The sequence below is a fragment of the Amycolatopsis sp. WGS_07 genome (genome assembly GCF_045278895.1).
GTDB lineage: Bacteria > Actinomycetota > Actinomycetes > Mycobacteriales > Pseudonocardiaceae > Amycolatopsis.
In genome coordinates, this window is sequence record NZ_CP136053.1 from 7652917 (window position 1) to 7674498 (window position 21582).

Below are 21582 nucleotides of genomic sequence, written 5' to 3' on the forward strand. Positions count from 1 at the left end.
CCTCAGATGTACCCGCCGGCGTCCATCGCGGCGACCACCTTGCGGAACCCGGCGATGTTGGCCCCGCTCACGTAGTCCCCGGCGACGCCGTGCTCGTCCGCGGTCTCCAGGCAGGTCCGGTGAATGTCGGTCATGATGTCGCGCAGCGTCCGGTCGGTGCGCTCGAACGTCCAGCGCTCGCGAGCCGCGTTCTGCTGCATTTCCAGCGCGGACACCGCGACCCCGCCGGCATTCGCGGCCTTCCCGGGTCCAACCGCGACACCCGCCTCGCGGAAGATCTGCAGCGCACCCGGCGTGCAGGGCATGTTCGCGCCCTCGGCAACCGCGCGGACGTCGTTCTTCACCAAGCGCAACGCGGACTGCTCGTCGAGTTCGTTCTGCGTCGCGCAGGGGAGCGCGAGGTCGCACGGAACGTCCCACGGCGTGCCGTCGGTGACGTACTTCGCCGACGGCACTCGCTCGACGTACTCGGAAAGCCGCCCGCGCCGCGCGACCTTCAGCTCGTGCAGCACTTCGAGGTCGATCCCGCGTGGATCGTGGATGTAGCCGCCGGAGTCCGAGCACACGATCGGCTTCGCGCCGAGTTCCTGCAGCTTCGCGATCGCGTGGTAAGCGACGTTGCCCGACCCGGACACGACGGCGGTGCGGCCGGAGAACGAGTCGTCGCGGGCGCCGAGCATCGCGTCGAGGAAGTACACGGTGCCGAACCCGGTGGCCTCCGGACGCGCCGGAATCCCGCCCAGCAACGGGTTCTTGCCGGTGATCGTGCCCGCGTCGTAGCGGTTGGTGAGCCGCTTGTACTGGCCGAACAGGTAGCCGATCTCGCGGCCGCCGACGCCGATGTCGCCCGCGGGCACGTCCGTCTCCGGGCCGATGTGCCGGACCAGCTCGGTCATGAACGCCTGGCAGAACCGCATGATCTCGCCGTCGCTGCGGCCGGCCGGGTCGAAGTCGGACCCGCCCTTGCCCGCGCCGATGCCGAGGCCGGTGAGCGCGTTCTTGAAGATCTGCTCGAAGGCGAGGAACTTGACCGTGCCGAGCGTGACGTCGCCGCGGAAGCGCAGCCCGCCCTTGTACGGCCCGAGCGCCGAGCTGAACCCGACCCGGAAGCCGCGGTTGACGTGCACCGCGCCCGCGTCGTCGGTCCAGACGACGCGGAACAGCACCTGCCGCTCCGGCTCGCACAGCCGCTCCAGCATCGCCGCGTCGCGCAGGCCCGGATCGCGCCGCAGCGCGGGCCGGATCGCCTCGAGCACCTCGTACACGGCCTGGTGGAACTCCGGCTCGGCCGGGTTCTTCCGGACGATGTCCTCGTACACTTCGCGGGATGTCTGGTCGAGTGGCATCCGCCGATGATGCCTTCCGCGTGCCCGGAATCGCACCCCCGACGGGGTTTGCGAGGTTAGGGGTGACCGGTCTCACGCATCGAGCACGACGTCCGCAGTGGGTACGGCCTGGCAGGAGAGGCATTGGTCGGCGGGCAGATCGTCGGCGACGGCGACCAGATGCGCGACGGTTCCTTCCAGCACCGGCACGGCGCAGCTTTCGCACTGGCCGAGCCGGCATCCGCTCGGCAGCGCGACCCCGGACGCCTCGGCGAACCGCAGCAGATCCCCGTCTCCGGCCCGCCACGTGACCTCGCGGCCGGACCGCGCGAACCGCACGGTGGCCGTGGCGTCGTCCGGGATCTCGACCGGGGCCGGGGCGGCGTGGAACTTCTCGGTGAAGATGTCGAAGCGCGGCACGCCCCGGACGACGAGCCCGGCGGTCAGCTCGTCCAGCATGGTTTCCGGGCCGCACAAGTAAAACCGGGCGCGCCGCCGGATCAGGTCGGCATCGACGCGGTCGGCGGTGACCCGTCCGGTGAAATCGCAGCGATCGTCCGGACCGGGACGGCTGTAGTGGTCCAGCACCCGGACGGTCGGCAGGCGCGCGGCCAGCTCGGCGATGCGCTCGCGGAACGCGTGCCGGGAGGAGTCGCGGCTGCCGTGGTGCAGCACGATCTCCGGTGCGGTCGCGGGATCGAGAGTCTCGAGATGGCTCAGGAACGGCGTGATCCCGATCCCGGCGGCGAGCAGCACGATCGGCCGCGAATGGACCGCGGGCAGCGCGAACCCGCCGGACGGTGCCGTGACCAGCAGCCGGGACCCCGGCTGGAGCCGGTCGTGCACCGCGGGGGAGAACTGCCCGCCCGGCACCCGCCGTACCGCGATCGTGTAACCGTCCCCCGGCACTTTCGCGGGCCCGGTCAGGGAATAACTGCGGGTCAGCCCCGGCGCTTCCGGCCACGCCACGGTGATGTGCTGCCCGGCGCGAAACTCCGGCACCGGCCCGCCGTCGACCGGCCGGAGCCGCACCGAGCGGATGTCCTCGGTCTCGAACTCCGCGCGCTCGACCACGAACTCCCGCTGCCCGGTCCACGGCTCCGGCTCGTCCGGCCGGACGTCGCAGAACGTCGAGCGCAACGGGACCGATCCGCTCACCGGGTCGTGGGCGTCGTCGCCGACCAGCAGGTTGTAGTTGGTCCCGCCGTCCTCGAGCGGGTCCGAACCGGGCAGCGCGAGGTCTGGCGCCGGTTGCCACCAGCCGTATTCGGCCACGACGACGTCGCGATGCAGCGCGGGATCGATCCGCGCCCGCATCCGGACGTCCGCCGAGGCGGTGGTGATCCGGACCCACTGCCCGTCCTCGATCCCGCGCTCCGCGGCGGCTTCCGCGCTCAACTCGACGACCGGTTCCGGGAACCGCTTGCGCAGCGAGGAAATCCCGCGATGCTGGCTGTGACAGAAGTACCCGTTCTTCGCGCAGGTCAGCACGAGCGGATGCGCCGGATCCGGCGGCGGCGGATCAGCGACCGGAACCGCGGGCTGGCCGTGCTCGGCAAGCCGCTCGGAATACAGCTCGACCCGCCGGGTCGGCGTCGAAAACCCGGCAACCGTGCCGTTCTCGGCGCATTCGGCATACTTGCGGTGCCCGGTCTCCAACGGCAGATCGACCCCGCCGGGCCGCTCCCGCAGTTGCGCGGCGGTAAGGCCGAGCGGAGCCAGCTGATGATTCCAGCCGTCCTCGATGCGCCCGTGGAAGAACTCCGCCCCGAGCCCGAGCCGTTCGGCCAGCTCGAACACGACCTCAGTGTCCGAACGCGACTCGCCGATCGGGTCGGTCATCCGCGGCCGTAACTGCACATGCTCCTGTGCCGCGCGGCTGATCTCGAAGCCCGCCTTGACCGCTTCGTGCTCCCACGGCGTCTGGGCCGGCAGCAGCAGGTCGGCGAACCGTGCGGTCGGATTCTCGAACAGATCGAGATGCACGGAGAATTCCAGCTTCCGCAACGCGTCCGCGGTCCGGCGCGGATCCGGTTGGGACAGGAGAAGATTCCCGCCGAACGACACGAGCGCCCGGACCGGATAAGGCTTCTCTTCGAGCACTGCGCGGCAGAAATTCCGCGCGGTCACCCAGCCCTGTGCCGGCGGCCCGAGCGGAAACTCCTGAATCCCCAGGGCTTTCGCGCGCTGCTCAGGGGCGAGCTGGTCCGGCGAAGTGACCGGCGCGACCGGCAGCTTCGGCAGGACGACGTTGCCGCCGGGGGAGTCGTAGCAGCCGGTGAGCGCGTAGAGGGTCGCGATCGCGCGCTCGGTCTGCGTCGCGTTCGAGTGCTGGCCGATGCCGGACCAAGCCGCGTAAGTCACCGATTTCGCTGCCGCGAGGTCCGCCGCGAACGCCTCGATCGCAGCGGCCTCGACGGTCGTCACCGCCTCAGTCCGCTCCAGCGTCCACCCGGCACACGCCTCGACGTAATGCTCGAACGCGGGAACACAGTCAACCGGCCCGTTCACCGTCTGGACGCGACGCCTCCCGCGCAGCGCGAACCGCTCCGGCGCGACTGCCGGATAGTCCGTGTCGTATGGCTCAGCCTGCCCGGAAACCTCGTCCCAGACCACGAAGCCGCTCACTTTTGGGGCAAGCTCCGCACCCCGCAGAAACCGCCCGGTGTCCGCGCGGACCAGCAACGGAGCGTTCGTCCACGACCGCACGAACGCCTCGTCGTGCCCACGCCGCTCCAGCAACGACCGCGCGACACCGAGCGCGAGCGCGCCGTCCGTGCCCGGCCGGACCCGGAGCCAATGCTCGGCCCGCACCGCGCTGGCGGTCCGGCGCGGATCGACCACCGCCAGCCTCGGCGGCTGGGCCCCAGCCAGCGCGGCCGACTGCGCGAGCCACGCCTTCGCCGGATTATGCCCCCACAGCACCGCGAAATCCGTGCCCGCGTAATCGGGGGCGGGCAGTCCGGAGCCGAACGTGAAGGCGTGCGCGAAGTCCTTGTGCCAGTTGCAGATCTCGGTGGAGTACAGCGTGTTCGGGCTGCCGAAGAGCCGGATGAACCGCTCGACCCAGTCGATCGCGTCGGACATCGGCGTGCCGCTCGGCGACGTGACCGAGAACGCGACCGCCTCCGCGCCGCTGGTCGCGCGGATGTCGCCGAGCCGCTCCGCGACCTCGGAGAGCGCTTCGTCCCAGCTGATCTCGCGCCACCGAGGATCCGGATCGGACTTCGGCGTCGTGCGCCGCAGCGGCCGCCGCAGCCGCTCGGGGGAGCGGACCAGCTCCGGCGCCGCCCGCCCCTTCGGGCACAGCGCGGCCCCGGTCGGATGCTCGGTGTCCGGCCGGACCCCGAGCAGCGCACCGTTCTCGACGGTGTAGACCGCGCCGCAGCGCGAGCGGCACAACGTGCAGTAACCCCGGACCTCAGACATTAGTTACTCCTTAGTAACCGGCTACCGGCTACTCCGGTACCATGCTGGACGGAAGCGGGCGAAGTCAAGCCCGCGCGAGCGGAGGAGCGGCCCGTGACCCAGCTGCAGCGCCCGAACCTGCGCGAACAGGTGCTCGAAGTCGTGCGGCAGGCGATGGTGTCCGGCGACCTGCGCCCCGGCGACATCTATTCGGCCGCCGCCCTCGCGACGCGCCTGGGCGTGTCGAGCAGCCCGGTGCGCGAGGCGCTGCTGACGCTGGTCGACCAGGGCTTGCTGGAACCGGTCCGCAACCGCGGCTATCGGGTGGTCGCGATGAGCGAACGCGACCTCGACGAGATCTACGAGATGCGCCTCCTGCTGGAAGTCCCGGCAACCCTCTCCGCGGCCGCGAACGCCGCCCCCGCCGACCTGGCCCGCCTGGACGGCCTCGCCGCGGAAATCGAATCCGCCGCCTCGGCTGGCGACGTGGCCCAGTTCCTGGAGGCGGACCGCCGCTTCCACCTGGATTTGCTGTCCCTGTCCGGAAACCGCCGCCTGACCGATGCCATCGCGAACCTGCGCGACCAGACTCGGTTGTACGGCTTGGAAAAGCTCGCCGAACACGGCCGGCTGACGGACTCGGCGCGAGAACACCGCGAGATGCTGGCGACGGTGGCGGCGCGGGATTGGGCTCGGTTGGAGGGGCAGGTTCGGGCGCATTTGAAACACATTCGAGCGGACTGGGCTTCCGGCTGACCGTGGCCGGGTTCGGTGCTGAGTGCGCGGACGTGCGCGCTCGTCAACCGGCCATCGCCAGGCCCGTGATGAGCCCGCTTCAGCATCCGCGACGGCGCCGGCTTGCTGCGCGCGGATCAGGTGCCGCCGCGCTGGTGCGGCGGGAATTGACTGTCGCGGGGCTGGTCCGACGTCTCGCGGGCAAAGCGATGCGCGGCGGGGTCTTCAACTCAGGTCAAGTGCCGCCGCGGTGGCACGGCGGGAACTGCCTGTCGCGAGGGCCGGGCTGCCGCGCCGCAGGCAGGGAGCATCAAAACTCAGGTCAGGTGCCGCAACACCGCCGCCACCGCCGGTCGCGGATCGCCGATGTGGGTCGCGGTGATGTTCCATGCCGGACCCCCGCGCGCGAACCGGCGGCCGGGCAGGTCGGGGAACTGGGCGGCGACCGACACCGGCAGCACGCAGCCGCCGAGGTCGTGCCGCACCAGTTCGGCCGCCGACGGCGCGTCGGTCACCTCGTGCACGACCGTCCGCCGGACGCGGGCCGACTGGAACGTCCGGTCGGTGGCCTCGCGGATCGCCCAGCCCGGCGCGAAATCGACCACCGCCGTGCGAGCGGCTTCGGCGGCCGACACCGGCCGGTCCGCCGCTCCGTCCCCCGCCGCGGTGACCAGCACCATCTCCTCCCGCCGGACCGGGCGGCTCACCAGACCGTCGCTCGGGGCGCAGCCGGCGACCGCGACCATGATGTCCACAGTGGACGTCACGACCGCCTCGCGCAGCTGGTGCGGCGACGCGGTCCGCACCAGCACGCGCACCCCCGGGTGGTCCCGCCGCAACGCGCTCAGCGCCCGATGCGGTTCCGGCCACGCCCCGGGCATGACGCCGATCCGGACCTCCCCGGTGACCTGCCAGCGCGCCCGGTCGACAGTCGCCCGAGCCTGGCTCGCGGCCTCCAGCGCGGTGCGCGCCGCCGGGAGGAACGCCTTGCCCGCAGGCGTCAACGCGACCCGGTGCGTGGTCCGTTCGAACAGTTCGGTGCCGAGATCGCGTTCGAGCGCCCGGACCACAGTGGACACTGTGGACTGCACCGTGTGCAGCCGGCGCGCGGCAGCCGTGAACCCGCCCTCCTCGGCCACCGCGACGACGGTTTCCAGCTGCCGCAGGTCCATCGGCCCTCCCTGATCGTCCACATCAGACCACTCTGCTTGTAGCACTACGCCCGTAGCAGTGCCTTCAGGCGAGCACCTCGCGAACCAGCCGGGCCGTCTCGCTCGGCGTGCGTCCCACCCGGATCCCCGCCGCTTCGAGCGCCGCCTTCTTGGCCGCGGCGGTCCCGGACGATCCCGACACGATCGCTCCCGCGTGCCCCATGGTTTTGCCCTCCGGAGCGGTGAACCCCGCGACATACCCGACGACCGGCTTCCGCACGTTCTCCCGCACATAAGCCGCGGCACGCTCTTCGGCGTCGCCGCCGATCTCGCCGATCAGCACGATCACGTCGGTGTCCGGGTCCTTCTCGAACGCCTCGACCGCGTCGATGTGCGTGGTGCCGATGACCGGATCGCCGCCGATGCCGATGCAGCTGGAGAAACCGATGTCGCGGAGTTCGTGCATGAGCTGATAGGTGAGCGTCCCGGATTTCGACACCAGCCCGATCCGCCCGGGACCGGTGATGTCGGCGGGAATGATCCCGGCGTTGGCCAGCCCGGGGGAGATGAGGCCGGGACAATTCGGCCCGATGATCCGGGTCTGGCTGCCGCGGGCGCGCGCCCAGAACGCGGCGGAATCGTGCACCGGAACGCCCTCGGTGATGACCACGGCGAGACCGATCCCGGCGTCGACGGCTTCGAGCACCGCGTCCTTCACGAACGGCGGCGGCACTAATAAGACCACTACATCCGCACCGGTCTCCGCCATCGCCTCCGCGACGCCGCCGAACACCGGCAGCTCGTGTCCGCCCAGGGAAACGGTCTGCCCAGCCTTGCGCGGATTGACTCCGCCCACCACGTTCGTGCCCGCGGCCAGCATCCGGCGGGTGTGCTTGGTGCCCTCCGCCCCAGTCATCCCGGAAACGATGACCCGGCTGGTGTCGTCGAGGAAAATCGCCATCGGTCAGCCCTCCGTCCCGGTCGCGAGCTTGGCTGCTGCACGCGCGGCGTCGTCCATCGTCGCGACCACCGTGACCAGCGGATGCGCTGCCTCGGCGAGGATCCGCCTGCCTTCGGCGACGTTGTTTCCGTCAAGCCGCACGACCAACGGTTTCGTCGCGCGTTCTCCCAGCAACGCCAACGCCTTCACGATGCCGTCCGCGACCGCGTCGCACGCGGTGATCCCGCCGAAGACGTTCACGAACACACTGCGCACGGCCGGATCCCCGAGAATCACGCCGAGCCCAGCCGACATCACCTCAGCCGACGCACCACCGCCGATATCGAGGAAGTTCGCCGGCCCGACCGCCCCGACGTCGCGCGCCGCCGCGGCCACTACATCCAGAGTGGACATCACCAGCCCGGCCCCGTTGCCGATCACGCCAATGTCGCCGTCGAGCTTCACGTAGTTGAGCCCCTGCTCGGCGGCCTGCCGCTCTAGCGGATCCCCGCTCTCCGACTCCGCGAACTCCCGATGCCCGGCCTGCCGGAACGCGGCGTTGTCGTCCAGCGTCACCTTCCCGTCCAGCGCGACGATCTCCCCGCCGACAGTCCGGGCAAGGGGATTCACCTCGACCAGCGTCGCGTCCTCCGCCGTGAACACGTCCCACAACCTCACCAGCACGCAGGCCGCGTCGGCCGGCAGCCCCGCCGCCGCGGTGATCTTGCGCGCCTTCACGAGATCGACCCCGACCCGTACGTCGATCGGCACCCGGACCAGCGCCTCCGGCCGGGTCGCGGCCACCTCCTCGATGTCCATCCCGCCCGCCGCCGACACCATGGCCAGAAAGGTCCGGTCGGCGCGGTCGAGGAGATAGGAAACGTAGTACTCGTCGGCGATGTCGCTGGCCTCGGTCACGAGGACGCGATGCACGCGGTGGCCTTTGATGTCCATGCCGAGGATCTCGCCCGCTCGCCGCTCGGCATCCTCCGGCGTCGCGGCGAGTTTCACCCCGCCCGCCTTGCCCCGCCCGCCGGTCTTCACCTGCGCCTTGACCACCACCGCCCCGCCGATCGCGACAGCCGCGGCGCGTGCTTCCTCGGGCGTCGCGGCGACGCAACCGCGGGGGACCGGCACGCCGTGCGCGGCGAAGAGGTCGCGCGCTTGGTGTTCTAAGAGGTCCATCGGGATTCCTTTCCTGCGCGGAGACGGGGGAGTCAGAGGTTTCGGGTCCGGGAACGCGGTGCGTGCCCGGCTGAGCGGGTCGCGGTCCGGCGCTTGATCCGGGCCTCGTGGTGGTCGGGAGGTCGTGGTCGAGATACCGGCGCGGAGCCCGATCGGCGGGCCGTCCGGGCAGGTCTCCGGCGCGGGTCGGACGGCCTGCGCCGGGGCCGACAAGCTGGCCGACAAACCTGCGGATGCCCCTGGACAGCGGGCGGCTCGAAGAGTAAGTCTAATGCCTACCTCATACGGTATGCAATCTACAGTCTTCCGGCGACGAGCCGCTGACCTGCGGCGACAGGCCCGGCGGGCTGCGGAGAAGGCACGGGCAGACCGGGACGAGCGCGCGGATCAGAGAGGTCCGGCGCGGGACAGGAGGAGTTGCGCATGTCGCCAACCACGACCGGCCGGCAAGCAGGCCAGCACACCGGCGAGAACGGCAGCGGGAAGGCCGGGCAGCAGGCCGGCGAGGACGCAAGGGAAGCCGCCAGCGGGCAGACCGGCGGGAGTTCCAGCGAGAACATCGTCGAGAGCGCAGGGGAGAAGGCCGACGGAAACACCGGCCGCGCCGGTCAGCACCGGGCCACCACAGCTGCCGCGAACGGCGGCCAGGCGGCCGAGACGATCTCCGGCGGCCACCTCGTCGCGAAAGCGCTGAAAGCCGAAGGCGTCGACACCATCTTCACCCTCTGCGGCGGCCACATCATCGACATCTACGACGGCTGCGTCGACGAGGGCATCAGCGTCATCGACGTCCGGCACGAGCAGGTCGCGGCGCACGCGGCCGACGGGTACGCGCGGATCACCGGCCGTCCGGGGTGCGCGGTCGTCACGGCGGGTCCGGGGACGACCGACGCGGTCACCGGGGTCGCGAACGCGTTGCGCGCGGAGAGCCCGATGCTGCTGATCGGCGGCCAAGGCGCGTTGAGCCAGCACAAAATGGGCTCCCTGCAAGACCTCCCGCACGTGGACATGATGACCCCGATCACCAAGTTCGCCGCCACCGTCCCGCACACCTCGCGGGCCGCTGACCTGGTGTCGATGGCGTTCCGGGAAGCCTTCGCGGGCGCACCGGGACCGTCCTTTTGGAGATTCCGCGCGACGTCCTCGACGCCCGGGTGCCGCTGGAGAACGCGCGGATCCCGCAGTCCGGCCGTTATCGCGCGTCCACCCGGAACGCGGGCGATCCGGCGGACATCGAAGAGCTTGCCGATCTTCTGGTGCACGCCAAGAAACCGGCGATTCTGCTCGGCAGCCAGGTGTGGACGACCCGTGCCACCGAGCCCGCGACAGAACTCGTGCGCGCACTGAACATCCCGGCGTACATGAACGGTGCCGGACGCGGAACCTTGCCGCCGGGAGATCCGCACCATTTCCAGCTTTCCCGTCGCTACGCGTTCGACAATGCCGACGTCATCGTCATCGTCGGCACGCCGTTCGACTTCCGGATGGGCTATGGCAAAAGGCTTTCCGCCGCCGCGAAGGTGGTGCAGATCGACCTCGACTACCGCACGGTCGGCAAGAACCGCGACATCGACCTCGGCATTGTCGGCGACGCGGGACAGATCCTCGCCGCGGTCGCGGACGCCGCGTCGGGTCGTGCGGACAACGGTTCGGTCGGGCGCAAGCCGTGGCTGGAGGAATTGCGTGCGGTCGAGGAGAAGGCCAAGCTGAAGCGGCTGCCGCTCCAGCATTCCGACGCGAATCCGATCCATCCGTACCGGCTGGTGCACGAGATCAACGAATTCCTGACTGAGGATTCCATCTACATCGGCGACGGCGGCGACATCGTCACGTTCTCCGGCCAGGTCGTGCAGCCGAAGGCACCGGGACACTGGATGGATCCCGGTCCACTCGGGACACTCGGCGTAGGCATTCCGTTTGTCATGGCCGCGAAGCACGCTCGGCCGGACCAAGAGGTCGTCGCGCTCTTCGGGGACGGCGCGTTTTCCCTGACCGGCTGGGATTTCGAGACGCTCGTGCGGTTCGATCTGCCGTTCGTCGGGATCGTCGGGAACAACTCGTCGATGAACCAGATCCGCTACGGCCAGGCGCAGAAATACGGAATGGCGCGCGAACGCGTCGGGAACACCCTCGGCGACGTTCCCTACGACCAGTTCGCCCGGATGCTCGGCGGCTACGGCGAGGAGGTCCGCGATCCGGCGGATATCGCCCCGGCGCTGCGCCGCGCGCGGGAATCCGGCAAGCCGTCGCTGATCAACGTCTGGGTCGACCCGGACGCCTACGCCCCCGGAACCATGAACCAGACGATGTACAAGTAGTCGGGAGGAGCCGAAGATGGGAAAGGCACTGGAGGGCGTGCGCGTCCTCGACATGACCCACGTCCAATCCGGACCGTCGTCGACCCAGATCCTCGCCTGGCTCGGCGCGGACGTCGTGAAGCTCGAAACCCCCGGCCGCGGCGACATCACGCGGGGCCAGCTGCGCGATCTGCCCGGAGTGGACAGTCTCTACTTCACGATGCTGAACTCCAACAAGCGCAGCATCACGCTGAACATGAAAAGCGAACAGGGCAAGGAAGTCTTCACGAAGCTGGTGTCCTCAGTGGACGTTCTGGTGGAGAACTTCGGGCCCGGCGTGGTGGACCGGTTCGGCTTTTCCTGGGACCGGCTCCGCGAGATCAACGACCGGCTGATCTACGCCTCCATCAAGGGTTTCGGGCCCGGCCGCTACGCGAATTTCAAGGCCTACGAGGTGATCGCGCAGGCGATGGGCGGCTCGATGAGCACCACCGGCTTCGAACAGGGCCCGCCGACCGCCACCGGCGCGCAGATCGGCGATTCGGGAACCGGCATCCACCTCGTCGCGGCCATTCTCGCGGCGCTGTACCAGCGCACGAACACCGGGCGCGGCCAGCGGGTGCAGGTCGCGATGCAGGACGCGGTGCTGAACCTGTGCCGGGTCAAGCTGCGCGACCAGCAGCGCCTCGCGCACGGGCCGCTGGGGGAATACCCCAACGAGCGCTTCGAAGACGAGGTGCCGCGGTCGGGCAACGCCTCCGGCGGCGGCCAGCCGGGATGGGCGGTGCGCTGCGCGCCGGGCGGGCCCAACGACTACATCTACGTCATCGTCCAGCCGGTCGGCTGGGAACCGCTGACCGAGCTGATCGGACGGCCGGAACTGGCCGCCGACCCGGACTGGGCGACCCCGGAGGCCCGGCTGTCCAAACTGGACAAGGTGTTCGCGATGGTCGAGGAATGGACCGAGCAGCGCACCAAATGGGAGGTCATGGAGCTGCTCAACGCGCGCAACATCCCTTGTGGACCGATTCTGTCCACTAAGGAGCTGATCGAGGACGAGACGCTGGCCGAACTCGGGTCGGTGGTCGAGGTGCCGCATCCGGAGCGGGGCGCGTTCAAGACCGTCGGCTGCCCGCTGAAGCTGTCGGATTCGCCGGTGGACGTCGAGCGTTCTCCGTTGCTGGGCGAGCACAACGACGAAGTGCTCGGCGAACTCGGCTACAGCGCGGCGGACGTCGAGGAGCTGCGTGCGGCGGGTGTGATCTGATGACCAGCGAAACCAGCCGTGCGACGGTCGAGGAAATCCTGGCGCGAGCAGCCGGGGAGGGCCGTTCCGCCTTGACTGCACCGGAAGGCCGCGCGGTCTGCGAGGCATACGGTATTCCGACGCCGCAGGAAAGGCCTCGCTGCGTCTGCGGCGGAAGCGGTAGCGCAGGCGGCGGAAATCGGCCTGCCGGTGGTGCTGAAGATCGTGTCGCCGGACATCCTGCACAAAACCGAGGCCGGCGGGGTGCTCGTCGGCCTCGGCAGCGAGCAGGAAGTCGCCGACGGTTACGCGAAGATTCTGGCTAACGCCAAGGCCTACGACGCGTCCGCGCGCATCACCGGCGTGCAGGTGCAGCAGATGCTGACCAGCGGGCAGGAGGTGATCATCGGCTCGGTCACCGACCCGAGCTTCGGCAAGATCGTCGCGTTTGGACTCGGCGGCGTTCTGGTCGAGGTGCTGAAGGACATCACTTTCCGGCTGGCACCCACCAGCGTCGGCGAAGCACTGTCCATGGTGGACGGGATCGCCGCCGCTGAAGTACTCAATGGAGTGCGCGGCGGCGAGGCGGTGGACAAGGCGGCGCTGGCTGACGTCGTGCACCGGCTGTCGCAGCTGGTCACCGACTTCCCGCAGCTGTCCGAAGTGGACCTCAACCCGGTGCTCGCCACCGGAAACGGGGCGACCGCGGTGGACGTGCGGATCCTCGTCGACCCGGCGGCGGCCGCGGTACCGGTGCGCTTCGGCCAGGACGAAATCCTGGCCGCGATGAACCGGATCATGAAACCGGCCGCGGTCGCGGTGATCGGCGCGTCCGCCGAGGACGGCAAGATCGGCAATTCGGTGATGAAGAATCTCGTCAACGGCGGCTACGCCGGCGAGATCTACCCGATCAATCCGAAGGCCGCCGAAATCCTCGACCGCAAGGCGTATCCGAGCATCGCGGACGTGCCCGGCGACGTGGACGTGGCGGTGTTCGCGATCCCGGCCAAGTTCGTTCCGGCGGCGCTGGAAGAGGCTGGCGCCAAGGGGGTCGCGGGGGCGATCCTGATCCCGTCGGGCTTCGGCGAGACCGGGAACATCGAGCTGCAGGACGAAGTCCTGGCCATCGCGCGCAAGCACGGAGTACGGATTCTCGGGCCGAACATTTACGGCTATTACTACACGCCGGAGAATCTGTCGGCGACGTTCTGCACCCCGTACGACGTCAAAGGCGGCGTCGCGCTGTCCTCGCAAAGCGGCGGGATCGGAATGGCGATTCTCGGCTTCAGCCGGTCGGCCGGAATGGGCGTGTCGGCGATTGTCGGCGTCGGCAACAAGGCGGACATCGACGAAGACGATCTCCTCACCTTCTTCGAGCACGACGACAACACCGAACTCGTCGCCATGCACCTGGAAGACCTCAAGGACGGTCGCGCGTTCGCCGAGACCGCGAAACGAGTGTCGGCGAAGAAACCCGTGGTGGTACTGAAAGCGGGGCGCACCTCGGAAGGCGCGAAAGCGGCCGGATCGCACACTGGCGCGCTCGCGGGCAACGACCGCGTGTACGACGACATCCTGCGCCAGAGCGGGGTCATTCGCGCTCCCGGGCTGAACGACCTGCTCGAATACGCGCGAGGCGTGCCGAAACTGCCCACGCCGAAGGGCGAGAACGTCGTGATCATCACCGGCGCGGGTGGCTCGGGTGTCCTGCTGTCGGACGCCTGTGTGGACAACGGGCTCTCGCTCATGCGGATCCCGGACGATCTCGACGCCGCGTTCCGCGAATACATCCCGCCGTTCGGAGCGGCGGGAAACCCGGTCGACATCACCGGCGGCGAACCGCCGTCGACCTACCGGAACACCCTCGCGCTCGGCCTTTCCGACGATCGTATTCACTCGTTGGTTCTCGGTTACTGGCACACGATCGTCACCCCGCCGATGGTGTTCGCGGAACTGGTCGTGGACGTCGTGGCGGAGTTCGCGCGGAAGGGAATCCACAAGCCGGTGGTGGCCTCGCTGTCCGGAGATGTCGAGGTCGAGCAGGCCAGCGAGCACCTGTACGCCCACGGGGTCGTCGCCTATCCGTACACGACCGAGAAACCGGTCGCGGTGCTCGGCGCGAAGTACCGCTGGGCGCGTTCGGCGGGTCTGCTCTCTTGATCAAGTCCGGAGGGAGGCGTACGTTGCCCGACACCTAACCGCTGGTCAGCGGAGTGCGGCGAGGAAGGGACGCCGGGACGCAGCCCGCGTTCCGGCTCGGGGGAAGAACGGAGACAGCCCGGGACGGGAATCGAAGCCAACGGTGACGAAAGAGATTTCTCATGACCGCAGCCCAACCGACATACCAGGAGATCGTCGACGAGAACGGGCGGACTTACCGGATCGGGGAGAGCCCGCGGGACCTGATGGGAAGGTCCCGCAGCTGGATGGTGTGGCTGCCGTGGGTGGCCATGATGGCGGTGAGCGTGTTCGAATACGGCTGGGGAGCCGTCGAAGGAACGCTCGAGGAAAAGTACGGCTGGTCGTTGTCGGACGCGTTCTGGCTGGCCAGCATCTGGGCCGTGTTCCAGGCCGGGGTCGCGTTCCCGGCCGGGCGGCTGCGGGAGAAGAACGTCGTCTCGGCGAAGACGGCGATGCTGACCGGGGCGGCGTGCTCCGGGATCGGCTACTTCTCCATCGCGCACAGCGGAAATCTGGTGGTGGCGTTCATCGGCTATTCGGTGCTGGGCGGAATCGGCGCCGGCCTGGTGTACGCGACGTGCATCAACATGGTCGGCAAATGGTATCCGGAGAAGCGCGGCGCCCGCACCGGTTTCGTGAACGGCGGATTCGCGTACGGTTCGGTGCCGTTCATTTACCTGTTCAGCGCTTTCCTCGGCCGGGAGAACGTGACGGTCACGCTCGACGCGATCGGCCTGTACATGCTCGTGGTGGTCGGGCTGTGCGGTTTCCTGTTCAAGGACCCGCCGAAGAACTGGTGGCCCGCCGACGTCGACCCGATCGCCTGGCTGAAGGGCAACGCGGCCGGGAAAGCCAAGAGCCTGGCGAAGAATCCGCCCGCGGTGCGCCAGTTCACGCCGATGGAAGCGATCCGCACCGGGATGCTTCCGCTGATGTGGGTCACCCTCGTGGTGATCGGCGGGGTTTCGCTGTTCGGGATCAATTTCCAGGTCGATTTCGCCAAGGAAAGCCAGTTCGGCGCTTTCGTGGCGGCGTCCTCGGCGGGAATCCTGGCGGTGGTGAACGGTGTCGGCCGCGGCATTGTCGGCTGGGCGTCCGACCGCATCGGCCGTAAAGCGACGTTGTTCTGGGTCTTGGTGATCGCCGCCTTCGCGCAATTCGGCGTGCTGTGGTCGGGCAAGACGCACAGTTTGTTCTGGTTCATGGTGTTCGCGGTGCTGACCGGCTTCGGCAGCGGCGCGTTCTACCCGCTGTTCGCCGCGCTGGTGCCGGACTACTTCGGCGAGAACCACAACGCGACCAACTACGGCATCGTCTACAGCGCGAAACTGGTCGGCGGGGTCGGCGGCGGCGGCTTGGCGGCCGGAGTGATCGCCGCGTGGGGCTACACCGGCGCGTATGTGCTGGCCGGGTGCATCGCGTTGCTGTCCGCGGCGATGACGCTGTTCCTGCGTCAGCCCGGCCGTTCCGGCCCCGGCACGACGGAGAAGGCGGGCAAGACGATCGCCCGCACCGCTCCGGCGGCGGGCAGCTGAGTCCCTTTTACGGGCCCGGGAGCGACGGGACGGCTGGCATCCGCCCCGTCACTCCCGGGTTGCTTTGTGCGGTCCGGCTTCGCTCGGCCGGATCCGGACGGTCGTGGCACGGGCGCATCGTTCGCGTGGGTGGTTCGGTCTTGCTTCGTCGCGGCTGATCGGTGGAACGGCGGCGTCTGGCCCCGGCCCGGGGTGCGGCCGGCTTGCGGCTGGTCGGTGGTGGAACGGCGGCATCTGGCGTCGCCCAGGGGTGCGGTCCGGCTTGCGGCTGGTCCGTGGTGGAAATGCCGGGCATCCGGCTTCCGTTGCCCTGGGGTCGTGCGGTTCGGCTTTGCTCCGTCGGGAAACAGCCTTTGCGCGCGGTGCTACTCGGCCGCGTCGGGCCGGTCGTGGAATGCCTGGCGCGTGCGTTCGGTGTGCTGGGCCATGATTTTCTCCGCCTTCTCGACGTTGTGTGCCGCGATCGCTTCGATGAGCGAGGCGTGCTCTTGCCAGGCGTCGCGGCCGCGGGGCCGGGCGATCGGCGTGTAGTACCAGCGCACGCGACGGTCGACGAGGCCGATCATCTCGGACAGGACCGCGTTGCCGGTCAGTTCGGTGATGTACGAGTGCAGGTCGGAGTTCGCCGCGACGAGCCGCTCGCTGTCGTCCGCGGCGAGGGCTTTCATGCCGACGTCCTGCAGCTCCCAGAGGCGCTTGACGTCCTTCTCGGTCGCGCACGCGGCGGCCAGCCGCGCGGCGTGGGTCTCCAGCACCGCCCGGACGCCGAGCAGCTGGTCTGCCTCCTCGTCGGTGGGCATGTGCACGAACGCGCCCTGCGCGGGCCGGAGGTCGACCCAGCCCTCGGTCTGCAGCCGCTGCAGCGCTTCGCGCACCGGCTGACGGCTGACGCCGAGGTACTCCGCGAGATCGGCCTCGACGAGATGCTGCCCTGGCTCGAGCGTGCGGTTGATGATCAGCTCGGCGAGCGCGTCGTACACGACCTGCCGCAGCGGCGCGGGCCGCTCCACCCGGTTGGCGTTCTTGCCGGCGAGCGACCCCTTGGCCGTCCGGCGTCCGGTGGGCCCGCGTTCGGGCAGGGGAGAAACGGTCTCGGTCACGGTGCACCTCGGGTGGGGATCTGTGGCGGGGTTCGAGGAACTCAGTAGTCAGAATACAGGTTTTAGTATGCAAAATCCCGGGATTCTGAATCGTGTCCGCTGATCGGGTGCCGGAGGGGAGCGGCGGGGCGGGGAGCCGGGGTGCGGAGGTGCCGGGACCAGGAGTCGGGTGTTGGCGCTGGGTCGGCGGGGACGCGGCGACGGTGCGGGGGTGTCGGGACGAGCGGGCGGGTGTTGCCGCTGGCTTGGCGGGGACACGGCGATGGTGCGGGGGTGCCGGGACCAGGAGTCGGGTGTTGGCGCTCGGTAGGCGACGACACGGCGACGGTGCGGGGGCGGGACGAGGAGGCGGGTATTGGCGCTGGGTCGGCGAGGACGTGGCGAAGGTGCGGAATCTGCGGTACCCAGCCCCGTCCGCATCGGCCGGACGCGCCGCCGCACCAGCCAAGATCGCGACCGCGCACCTCGGCCCAGTTATTAGGCTAACCTAACTCCATGGGGATCATCCGCGCGGTGCCTGACCTGGAACGTGTCGTCGGCAAGAGGCCGCTGCCGGTCATGATGAAGTCGATCGACCATCTCGACCCGCACTGCCGCACCCTGCTCAGCCACAGTCCCGCGGCCGTCCTCGGCTACGTGGACGTCGAGGGTCGCCAGCGGGCCGAAATGGTCGGCGGCGCTCCCGGGTTCGCCGTGGCGGAGACAAAGTCGCGGCTGCGGCTCCCGGTTTCGGCCGATGCCGCACCACGCACCGGTGCCGCGCTGCTGGTGCTCGTCCCCGGGTGGCGGGAAACCTTGCGGATCAACGGAACCCTCGACGAAGGCGGTCTCCGCGTCGAGGAAGCGTTCCTCCATTGCGGCAAAGCGGTGATCCGCTCGAACTTCTGGGACCCGGCCGCCGCGCCGGAGGACGCCGTCGAGGAGGGCCCAACCCTCGGGCATGCGGCGGCTGCTTTCCTTGCCACAGCACGATTCGCGGTGATCGCGTCGCGGGACGGCGATGGGCGCGCGGACGCCAGTCCCAAGGGCGATCCGCCCGGGGTGGTCAGGATGATCGGCCCGACGACGGTCGTGCTCGCCGATCGGCCAGGCAACCGGCGCACCGACACGTTCCACAATGTCGTCGAACGTCCTGACGTGGCGCTGGTGGTCGTCGCTCCCGGCGACACCCGCACGTTGGAGATCGTCGGGAAGGCCGTGATCAGCACGGAAGCCGAGCTGCGCGAGTCGATGACCGAGCGAAACCGCACCCCGAAAGCGGTGCTGAAGGTGGAAATCGAGACCGTGCGGCTCGCGCGGAGCGCCGCGGTCCGGGACGCCGGACTGTGGGACACTGCCCGGCACGTCGATCGCGCCGACCTGCCGAGGCCGTCGACGATCTGGACCGATCACCTCAAGCTGAACGAGGCCTCGGGCGTCGCGGCGAAGCTGCTGCGGGCCGGGGTGAAAGAGCGGCTGGTGCGCGCCGGTCTCGACCGCGATTATCGAGAAAATCTGTGACTTGCGGGCGCTGCCGAGCGTGGTCGCGGCCCCGGCGAAGACTACTCAAATGACCGATGTCCGCCCCCGCGATCGCCACGTAGCGTGGGGCTGACCCAGTCGTCGACGTTGTGAGGTCCGCATGGCTCAAGAACGCATGACAACCGACACCGACACGGCCGTCAGCGGCCTGCTGCTGAGCGTGGAACCGCTGACCGTCGCGGTGGACCGGGGCAAGGCCAACGGCGCGGTCGCCGACAACGACGGCAACGACTAGCCGGACTAGCCGTTGACCCGCTCCATGACGGAGATTCCCGGACTGGCCGGCCTCGTGGCACCGCTCGAGGCCGGCCAGTTCTTCGCGGACGTCCTCGGCAAGGCCCCGCGCCGGTTCCCCGGCGAGAAGGGCCGCTTCGCGTCGCTGCTCCCGTGGCCGGAACTCGACCGGGTGCTGCGCCAGCACCGGCTGGAGTTCCCCCGGTTGCGGCTCGCGCTCGACGGCGACGTCGTCCCCGCGCACACCTACACCGAAATGGTGTCGACCCGGCGCAACGGCCTCGTCCCGCGCGTGCTGTCGGCTCCGTTCGCCGAACACCTGCGAGCCGGCGCGACGCTCGTGGTCGACTCGGTCAACGAGCTGGTCGACGAGGTCGGCGAGCTGGCGACCAGGCTAGAACACGACTTGCGCGAGCGGATCCAGGTCAACCTCTACGCGGGCTGGGGCACCACGCACGGCTTCGACGTGCACTGGGACGACCACGACGCGTTCATCATCCAGCTGTCCGGACGCAAGCGGTGGCGTCTGCACGGGGTCACCCGGCCTTCGCCGCTGCAGCGGGACGTCGAACTGCCGGAACGCCCGGAGGGCGAGCCGTACGACGACTTCCTGCTGGAGGACGGCGACGTGCTCTACCTGCCGCGCGGGCACTGGCACGACGTGTCCGCCGTCGGCGAGGAGTCGCTGCACCTGACGATCGGCTTCAACGCCGCCACCGGCGTGGACCTCGTCGCGTGGCTGGCCGACCAGCTGCGGTCCGACGAGCTGTTCCGCACGGACCTGCCCCGGTTCGCCGGCCCGGACGCGCGAGCCGAGCGGTCCGAAGCGCTGCGCGGCCGGCTTGCCGAGCTGATCGCGGGCGACGTGGTCGGCCGGTTCCTCGCCGACCGCGACGCGCAGGCTCCCGCGCAGACCCGCGTCGGACTGCCGTGGGCGGCGACGGCGGACTTGCTGCCCCCGGACGACGATTTCGAGGTCCGGCTGCTCGTCCCGCGCGCCGCGCTGGCCGACGGCGAGGGCACGGTCGCCCTGGTCGGAGCAGGGAAACGGCTGGTTTTCGCCGAGGCCGCGCGACCCGTGCTCGCCGCGTTGCTGGGGTGCGCTCCGCAGCCGTTCAAGGTGCTGGCCGATGCCGCGCCGAGCCTGCCCCCGGAGACGGTGCGGGCGCTTCTGCGGGAGCTGGTCGTCCAAGGTCTCGTAGCCCGGGCCTGAGGTCCCGCCGCCCGATCGAGTGATCGTCGCGCGGCGGGACGGCGACTTCGGAAGAGGCTGGCGGAGCGTCAGCTATACTTAGGCATGCCTAAGCCCGACGTGCCGCACTCTGGGCCGGGAGTCTGCTTCCCGGGCCGGAACGCGGTGCCCGGATGCGCCGCGCTGACCCGCGAACTCGGCGGCGAGCCCGCCGGGACCGCCGCGCGCATGACGTCCTGGCTGCTGATCGAGCAGCCGGGCTCGTGGGGTCCGGACGCCCTCGAAGAGCTGCTGGCCACCGCGTTTCCCGCCGAGCGCATCGAGGCCGCGCGAGCCGCTGGCCTGCGCCCGCTGCTGATCCGGAAACCAGGACGGCACGTGCGGGTGGCGGGTGCTCCGCGCGCGGTGTACCTCGCCAGCGGGCAGCCCGGAAACCGCTGGACGGAACGGCTCGACGTCGCCGACCTGGCCGAACTCGCCCACCTCGACCTCGAAGCGGTCGCCGCCGGACGGCGCGGGCACGGCGAACCGGTGTCCGGCCCGCTCTTTCTCGTGTGCACGCACGGCAGCAAGGACATGTGCTGCGCGGTCTTCGGCCGTCCGCTGGTGACCACCCTCGCGCAGAACCATCCCGGGCAGGTGTGGGAGGTCAGCCACGTCGGCGGGGACCGCTGGGCGGGCAACCTGCTGACCGTGCCGGACGGCTACCTCCACGGCAGCCTCGCGGTGCCCGAAGCCGAACTCGTGGCGAAGGAAGCCCTCAGCGGCAACGTCCGGCTGGAGAACCTGCGCGGCCGCACCTCGGCGGAGAGCGCGTGGTCGCAGTTCGCCGAGATCGAGGTCCGCGGCCGCACTGGCCGGCGCGGCCTGGACGCGGTGCTGGCGGTGGCGGAGGAACCCCGGGGGGACGCGCGAAGCGTGCTGGTCGACGCGGGCGGACGGCGGTACGAGGTGCTGGTCCGGCGCACGGAGCCGACGGCTTCCGGGCACAGCCGGTGCTCGGCGCGGCTGGTGCTGTCCGGGTTCGTGGCGGAGTCGGTGCGCGAGGTCTGAGCCCGGTTCGCTCGACGATCTTGACCGGCAAGCTCGTCGTATCGTTCGCTTGGGGGACAAGACGATCCGGCCGGGTTGGTGTCCGCCGGAAGCGGTGACGAGATCGTCGCGCGGGCAAGGGCGCGTGGTTTCGCCGTCGCTCACCGATCAAGTGCCCACTCAGGGCCGATGATCCTCCGCCGGTGCTCGGCTCCGGACGTCTTGCGACGCAACCCGATCGCGCTCTTCGGCCCGAACACTGCGGAGCCGGTCCGCCTGCCCGGCCCCACCCGCTCGCTCGGCCGCCGGCGCGCTCGCCTGCCCGCTCGCCCACGCCCTCCCGCCCGCTCGCGCGCCCACGCGCCCGCTTGCCCACGCGCTCGCCTGCCCGCGCGCTCGCTCGCCTGCCCGCGCCCGCTCGCCCGCTTGCGCACCCGTCTGCCCGCCCCCGCCCGCCATCGCCGTTTCCGATGACCAGAACCTGGCTCCGCCGACACCAC

The 21582-nt window shown here is 70.0% G+C and carries 12 protein-coding genes and 2 pseudogenes; 8 read left to right on the forward strand and 6 right to left on the reverse strand.

Annotated features, from left to right (window positions below; all coding sequences use genetic code 11):
* Window positions 1-2: 2 nt before the first annotated feature.
* Window positions 3-1346: an NADP-specific glutamate dehydrogenase gene (gene gdhA, locus RPX00_RS35920; protein WP_406632077.1), complete on the reverse strand. Its 1344-nt coding sequence runs from the start codon at window positions 1344-1346 to the stop codon at window positions 3-5.
* A 72-nt stretch (window positions 1347-1418) separates the two neighbouring features.
* Window positions 1419-4754: a molybdopterin-dependent oxidoreductase gene (locus tag RPX00_RS35925; RefSeq protein ID WP_406632079.1), complete on the reverse strand. Its 3336-nt coding sequence runs from the start codon at window positions 4752-4754 to the stop codon at window positions 1419-1421.
* 93 nt (window positions 4755-4847) lie between these two features.
* On the opposite strand from RPX00_RS35925, the gene RPX00_RS35930 reads away from it, so the two are divergent.
* Window positions 4848-5489 (forward strand): GntR family transcriptional regulator, encoded by a 642-nt coding sequence (locus RPX00_RS35930; protein ID WP_406632081.1) that lies wholly within the window; start codon window positions 4848-4850, stop codon window positions 5487-5489.
* Window positions 5490-5785: 296 nt separating this feature from the next.
* Here the strand turns inward: RPX00_RS35930 and RPX00_RS35935 are convergent, their stop codons facing one another.
* The 3 genes from RPX00_RS35935 to sucC all read right to left on the reverse strand — a co-directional run bounded on the left by RPX00_RS35935 (window position 5786) and on the right by sucC (window position 8744).
* The gene (locus tag RPX00_RS35935) at window positions 5786-6640 is read right to left on the reverse strand and encodes a LysR family transcriptional regulator (protein WP_406632083.1); all 855 of its coding nucleotides are present in this window, start codon (window positions 6638-6640) and stop codon (window positions 5786-5788) included.
* Between the two features lie 64 nt (window positions 6641-6704).
* The gene (gene sucD / locus RPX00_RS35940; protein WP_406632085.1) at window positions 6705-7580 is read right to left on the reverse strand and encodes a succinate--CoA ligase subunit alpha; all 876 of its coding nucleotides are present in this window, start codon (window positions 7578-7580) and stop codon (window positions 6705-6707) included.
* Between the two features lie 3 nt (window positions 7581-7583).
* Complete coding sequence (sucC, locus tag RPX00_RS35945; protein ID WP_406632087.1) at window positions 7584-8744, reverse strand: ADP-forming succinate--CoA ligase subunit beta; 1161 nt, start codon at window positions 8742-8744, stop codon at window positions 7584-7586.
* Between the two features lie 423 nt (window positions 8745-9167).
* On the opposite strand from sucC, the pseudogene RPX00_RS35950 reads away from it, so the two are divergent.
* From RPX00_RS35950 to RPX00_RS35965, 4 genes and pseudogenes are all read left to right on the forward strand, one after another.
* Window positions 9168-11062, forward strand: a pseudogene (locus RPX00_RS35950) (thiamine pyrophosphate-binding protein).
* Window positions 11063-11078: 16 nt separating this feature from the next.
* Complete coding sequence (frc, locus tag RPX00_RS35955; RefSeq protein WP_406632088.1) at window positions 11079-12308, forward strand: formyl-CoA transferase; 1230 nt, start codon at window positions 11079-11081, stop codon at window positions 12306-12308.
* Window positions 12308-14447, forward strand: a pseudogene (locus RPX00_RS35960) (acetate--CoA ligase family protein). Before frc ends, RPX00_RS35960 begins: the two are co-directional and overlap by 1 nt.
* Before the next feature lie 161 nt (window positions 14448-14608).
* Window positions 14609-16003 carry an OFA family MFS transporter gene (locus RPX00_RS35965; RefSeq protein ID WP_406632090.1) on the forward strand — a complete coding sequence of 465 codons (1395 nt, stop codon included), beginning with the start codon at window positions 14609-14611 and terminating at the stop codon, window positions 16001-16003.
* 365 nt (window positions 16004-16368) lie between these two features.
* Here RPX00_RS35965 and RPX00_RS35970 read toward each other — a convergent pair whose 3' ends face one another.
* On the reverse strand, window positions 16369-17103 hold the full coding sequence (locus RPX00_RS35970) for a GntR family transcriptional regulator (RefSeq protein ID WP_406632092.1): 735 nt from the start codon (window positions 17101-17103) through the stop codon (window positions 16369-16371).
* 495 nt (window positions 17104-17598) lie between these two features.
* Here RPX00_RS35970 and RPX00_RS35975 point away from each other — a divergent pair, with 495 nt between their 5' ends.
* From RPX00_RS35975 to RPX00_RS35985, 3 genes are all read left to right on the forward strand, one after another.
* Window positions 17599-18603 (forward strand): pyridoxamine 5'-phosphate oxidase family protein, encoded by a 1005-nt coding sequence (locus RPX00_RS35975; RefSeq protein ID WP_406632094.1) that lies wholly within the window; start codon window positions 17599-17601, stop codon window positions 18601-18603.
* Window positions 18604-18883: 280 nt separating this feature from the next.
* Window positions 18884-20071, forward strand: coding sequence for a cupin domain-containing protein (locus RPX00_RS35980; protein ID WP_406632096.1), 1188 nt, complete (start codon window positions 18884-18886; stop codon window positions 20069-20071).
* A gap of 84 nt (window positions 20072-20155) precedes the next feature.
* Window positions 20156-21103, forward strand: a complete 948-nt coding sequence (locus RPX00_RS35985) for a sucrase ferredoxin (protein ID WP_406632098.1) — start codon at window positions 20156-20158, stop codon at window positions 21101-21103.
* Window positions 21104-21582: the final 479 nt, after the last annotated feature.

Bases quoted from the DNA above. Each gene is read 5' to 3' on its own strand.
- gdhA (WP_406632077.1), bottom strand. From the start codon at position 1,346: ATGCCACTCGACCAGACATCCCGCGAAGTGTACGAGGACATCGTCCGG.
- RPX00_RS35925 (WP_406632079.1), bottom strand. From the start codon at position 4,754: ATGTCTGAGGTCCGGGGTTACTGCACGTTGTGCCGCTCGCGCTGCGGC.
- RPX00_RS35935 (WP_406632083.1), bottom strand. From the start codon at position 6,640: ATGGACCTGCGGCAGCTGGAAACCGTCGTCGCGGTGGCCGAGGAGGGC.
- sucD (WP_406632085.1), bottom strand. From the start codon at position 7,580: ATGGCGATTTTCCTCGACGACACCAGCCGGGTCATCGTTTCCGGGATG.
- sucC (WP_406632087.1), bottom strand. From the start codon at position 8,744: ATGGACCTCTTAGAACACCAAGCGCGCGACCTCTTCGCCGCGCACGGC.
- frc (WP_406632088.1), top strand. From the start codon at position 11,079: ATGGGAAAGGCACTGGAGGGCGTGCGCGTCCTCGACATGACCCACGTC.
- RPX00_RS35965 (WP_406632090.1), top strand. From the start codon at position 14,609: ATGACCGCAGCCCAACCGACATACCAGGAGATCGTCGACGAGAACGGG.
- RPX00_RS35975 (WP_406632094.1), top strand. From the start codon at position 17,599: ATGGGGATCATCCGCGCGGTGCCTGACCTGGAACGTGTCGTCGGCAAG.
- RPX00_RS35980 (WP_406632096.1), top strand. From the start codon at position 18,884: ATGACGGAGATTCCCGGACTGGCCGGCCTCGTGGCACCGCTCGAGGCC.
- RPX00_RS35985 (WP_406632098.1), top strand. From the start codon at position 20,156: ATGCCTAAGCCCGACGTGCCGCACTCTGGGCCGGGAGTCTGCTTCCCG.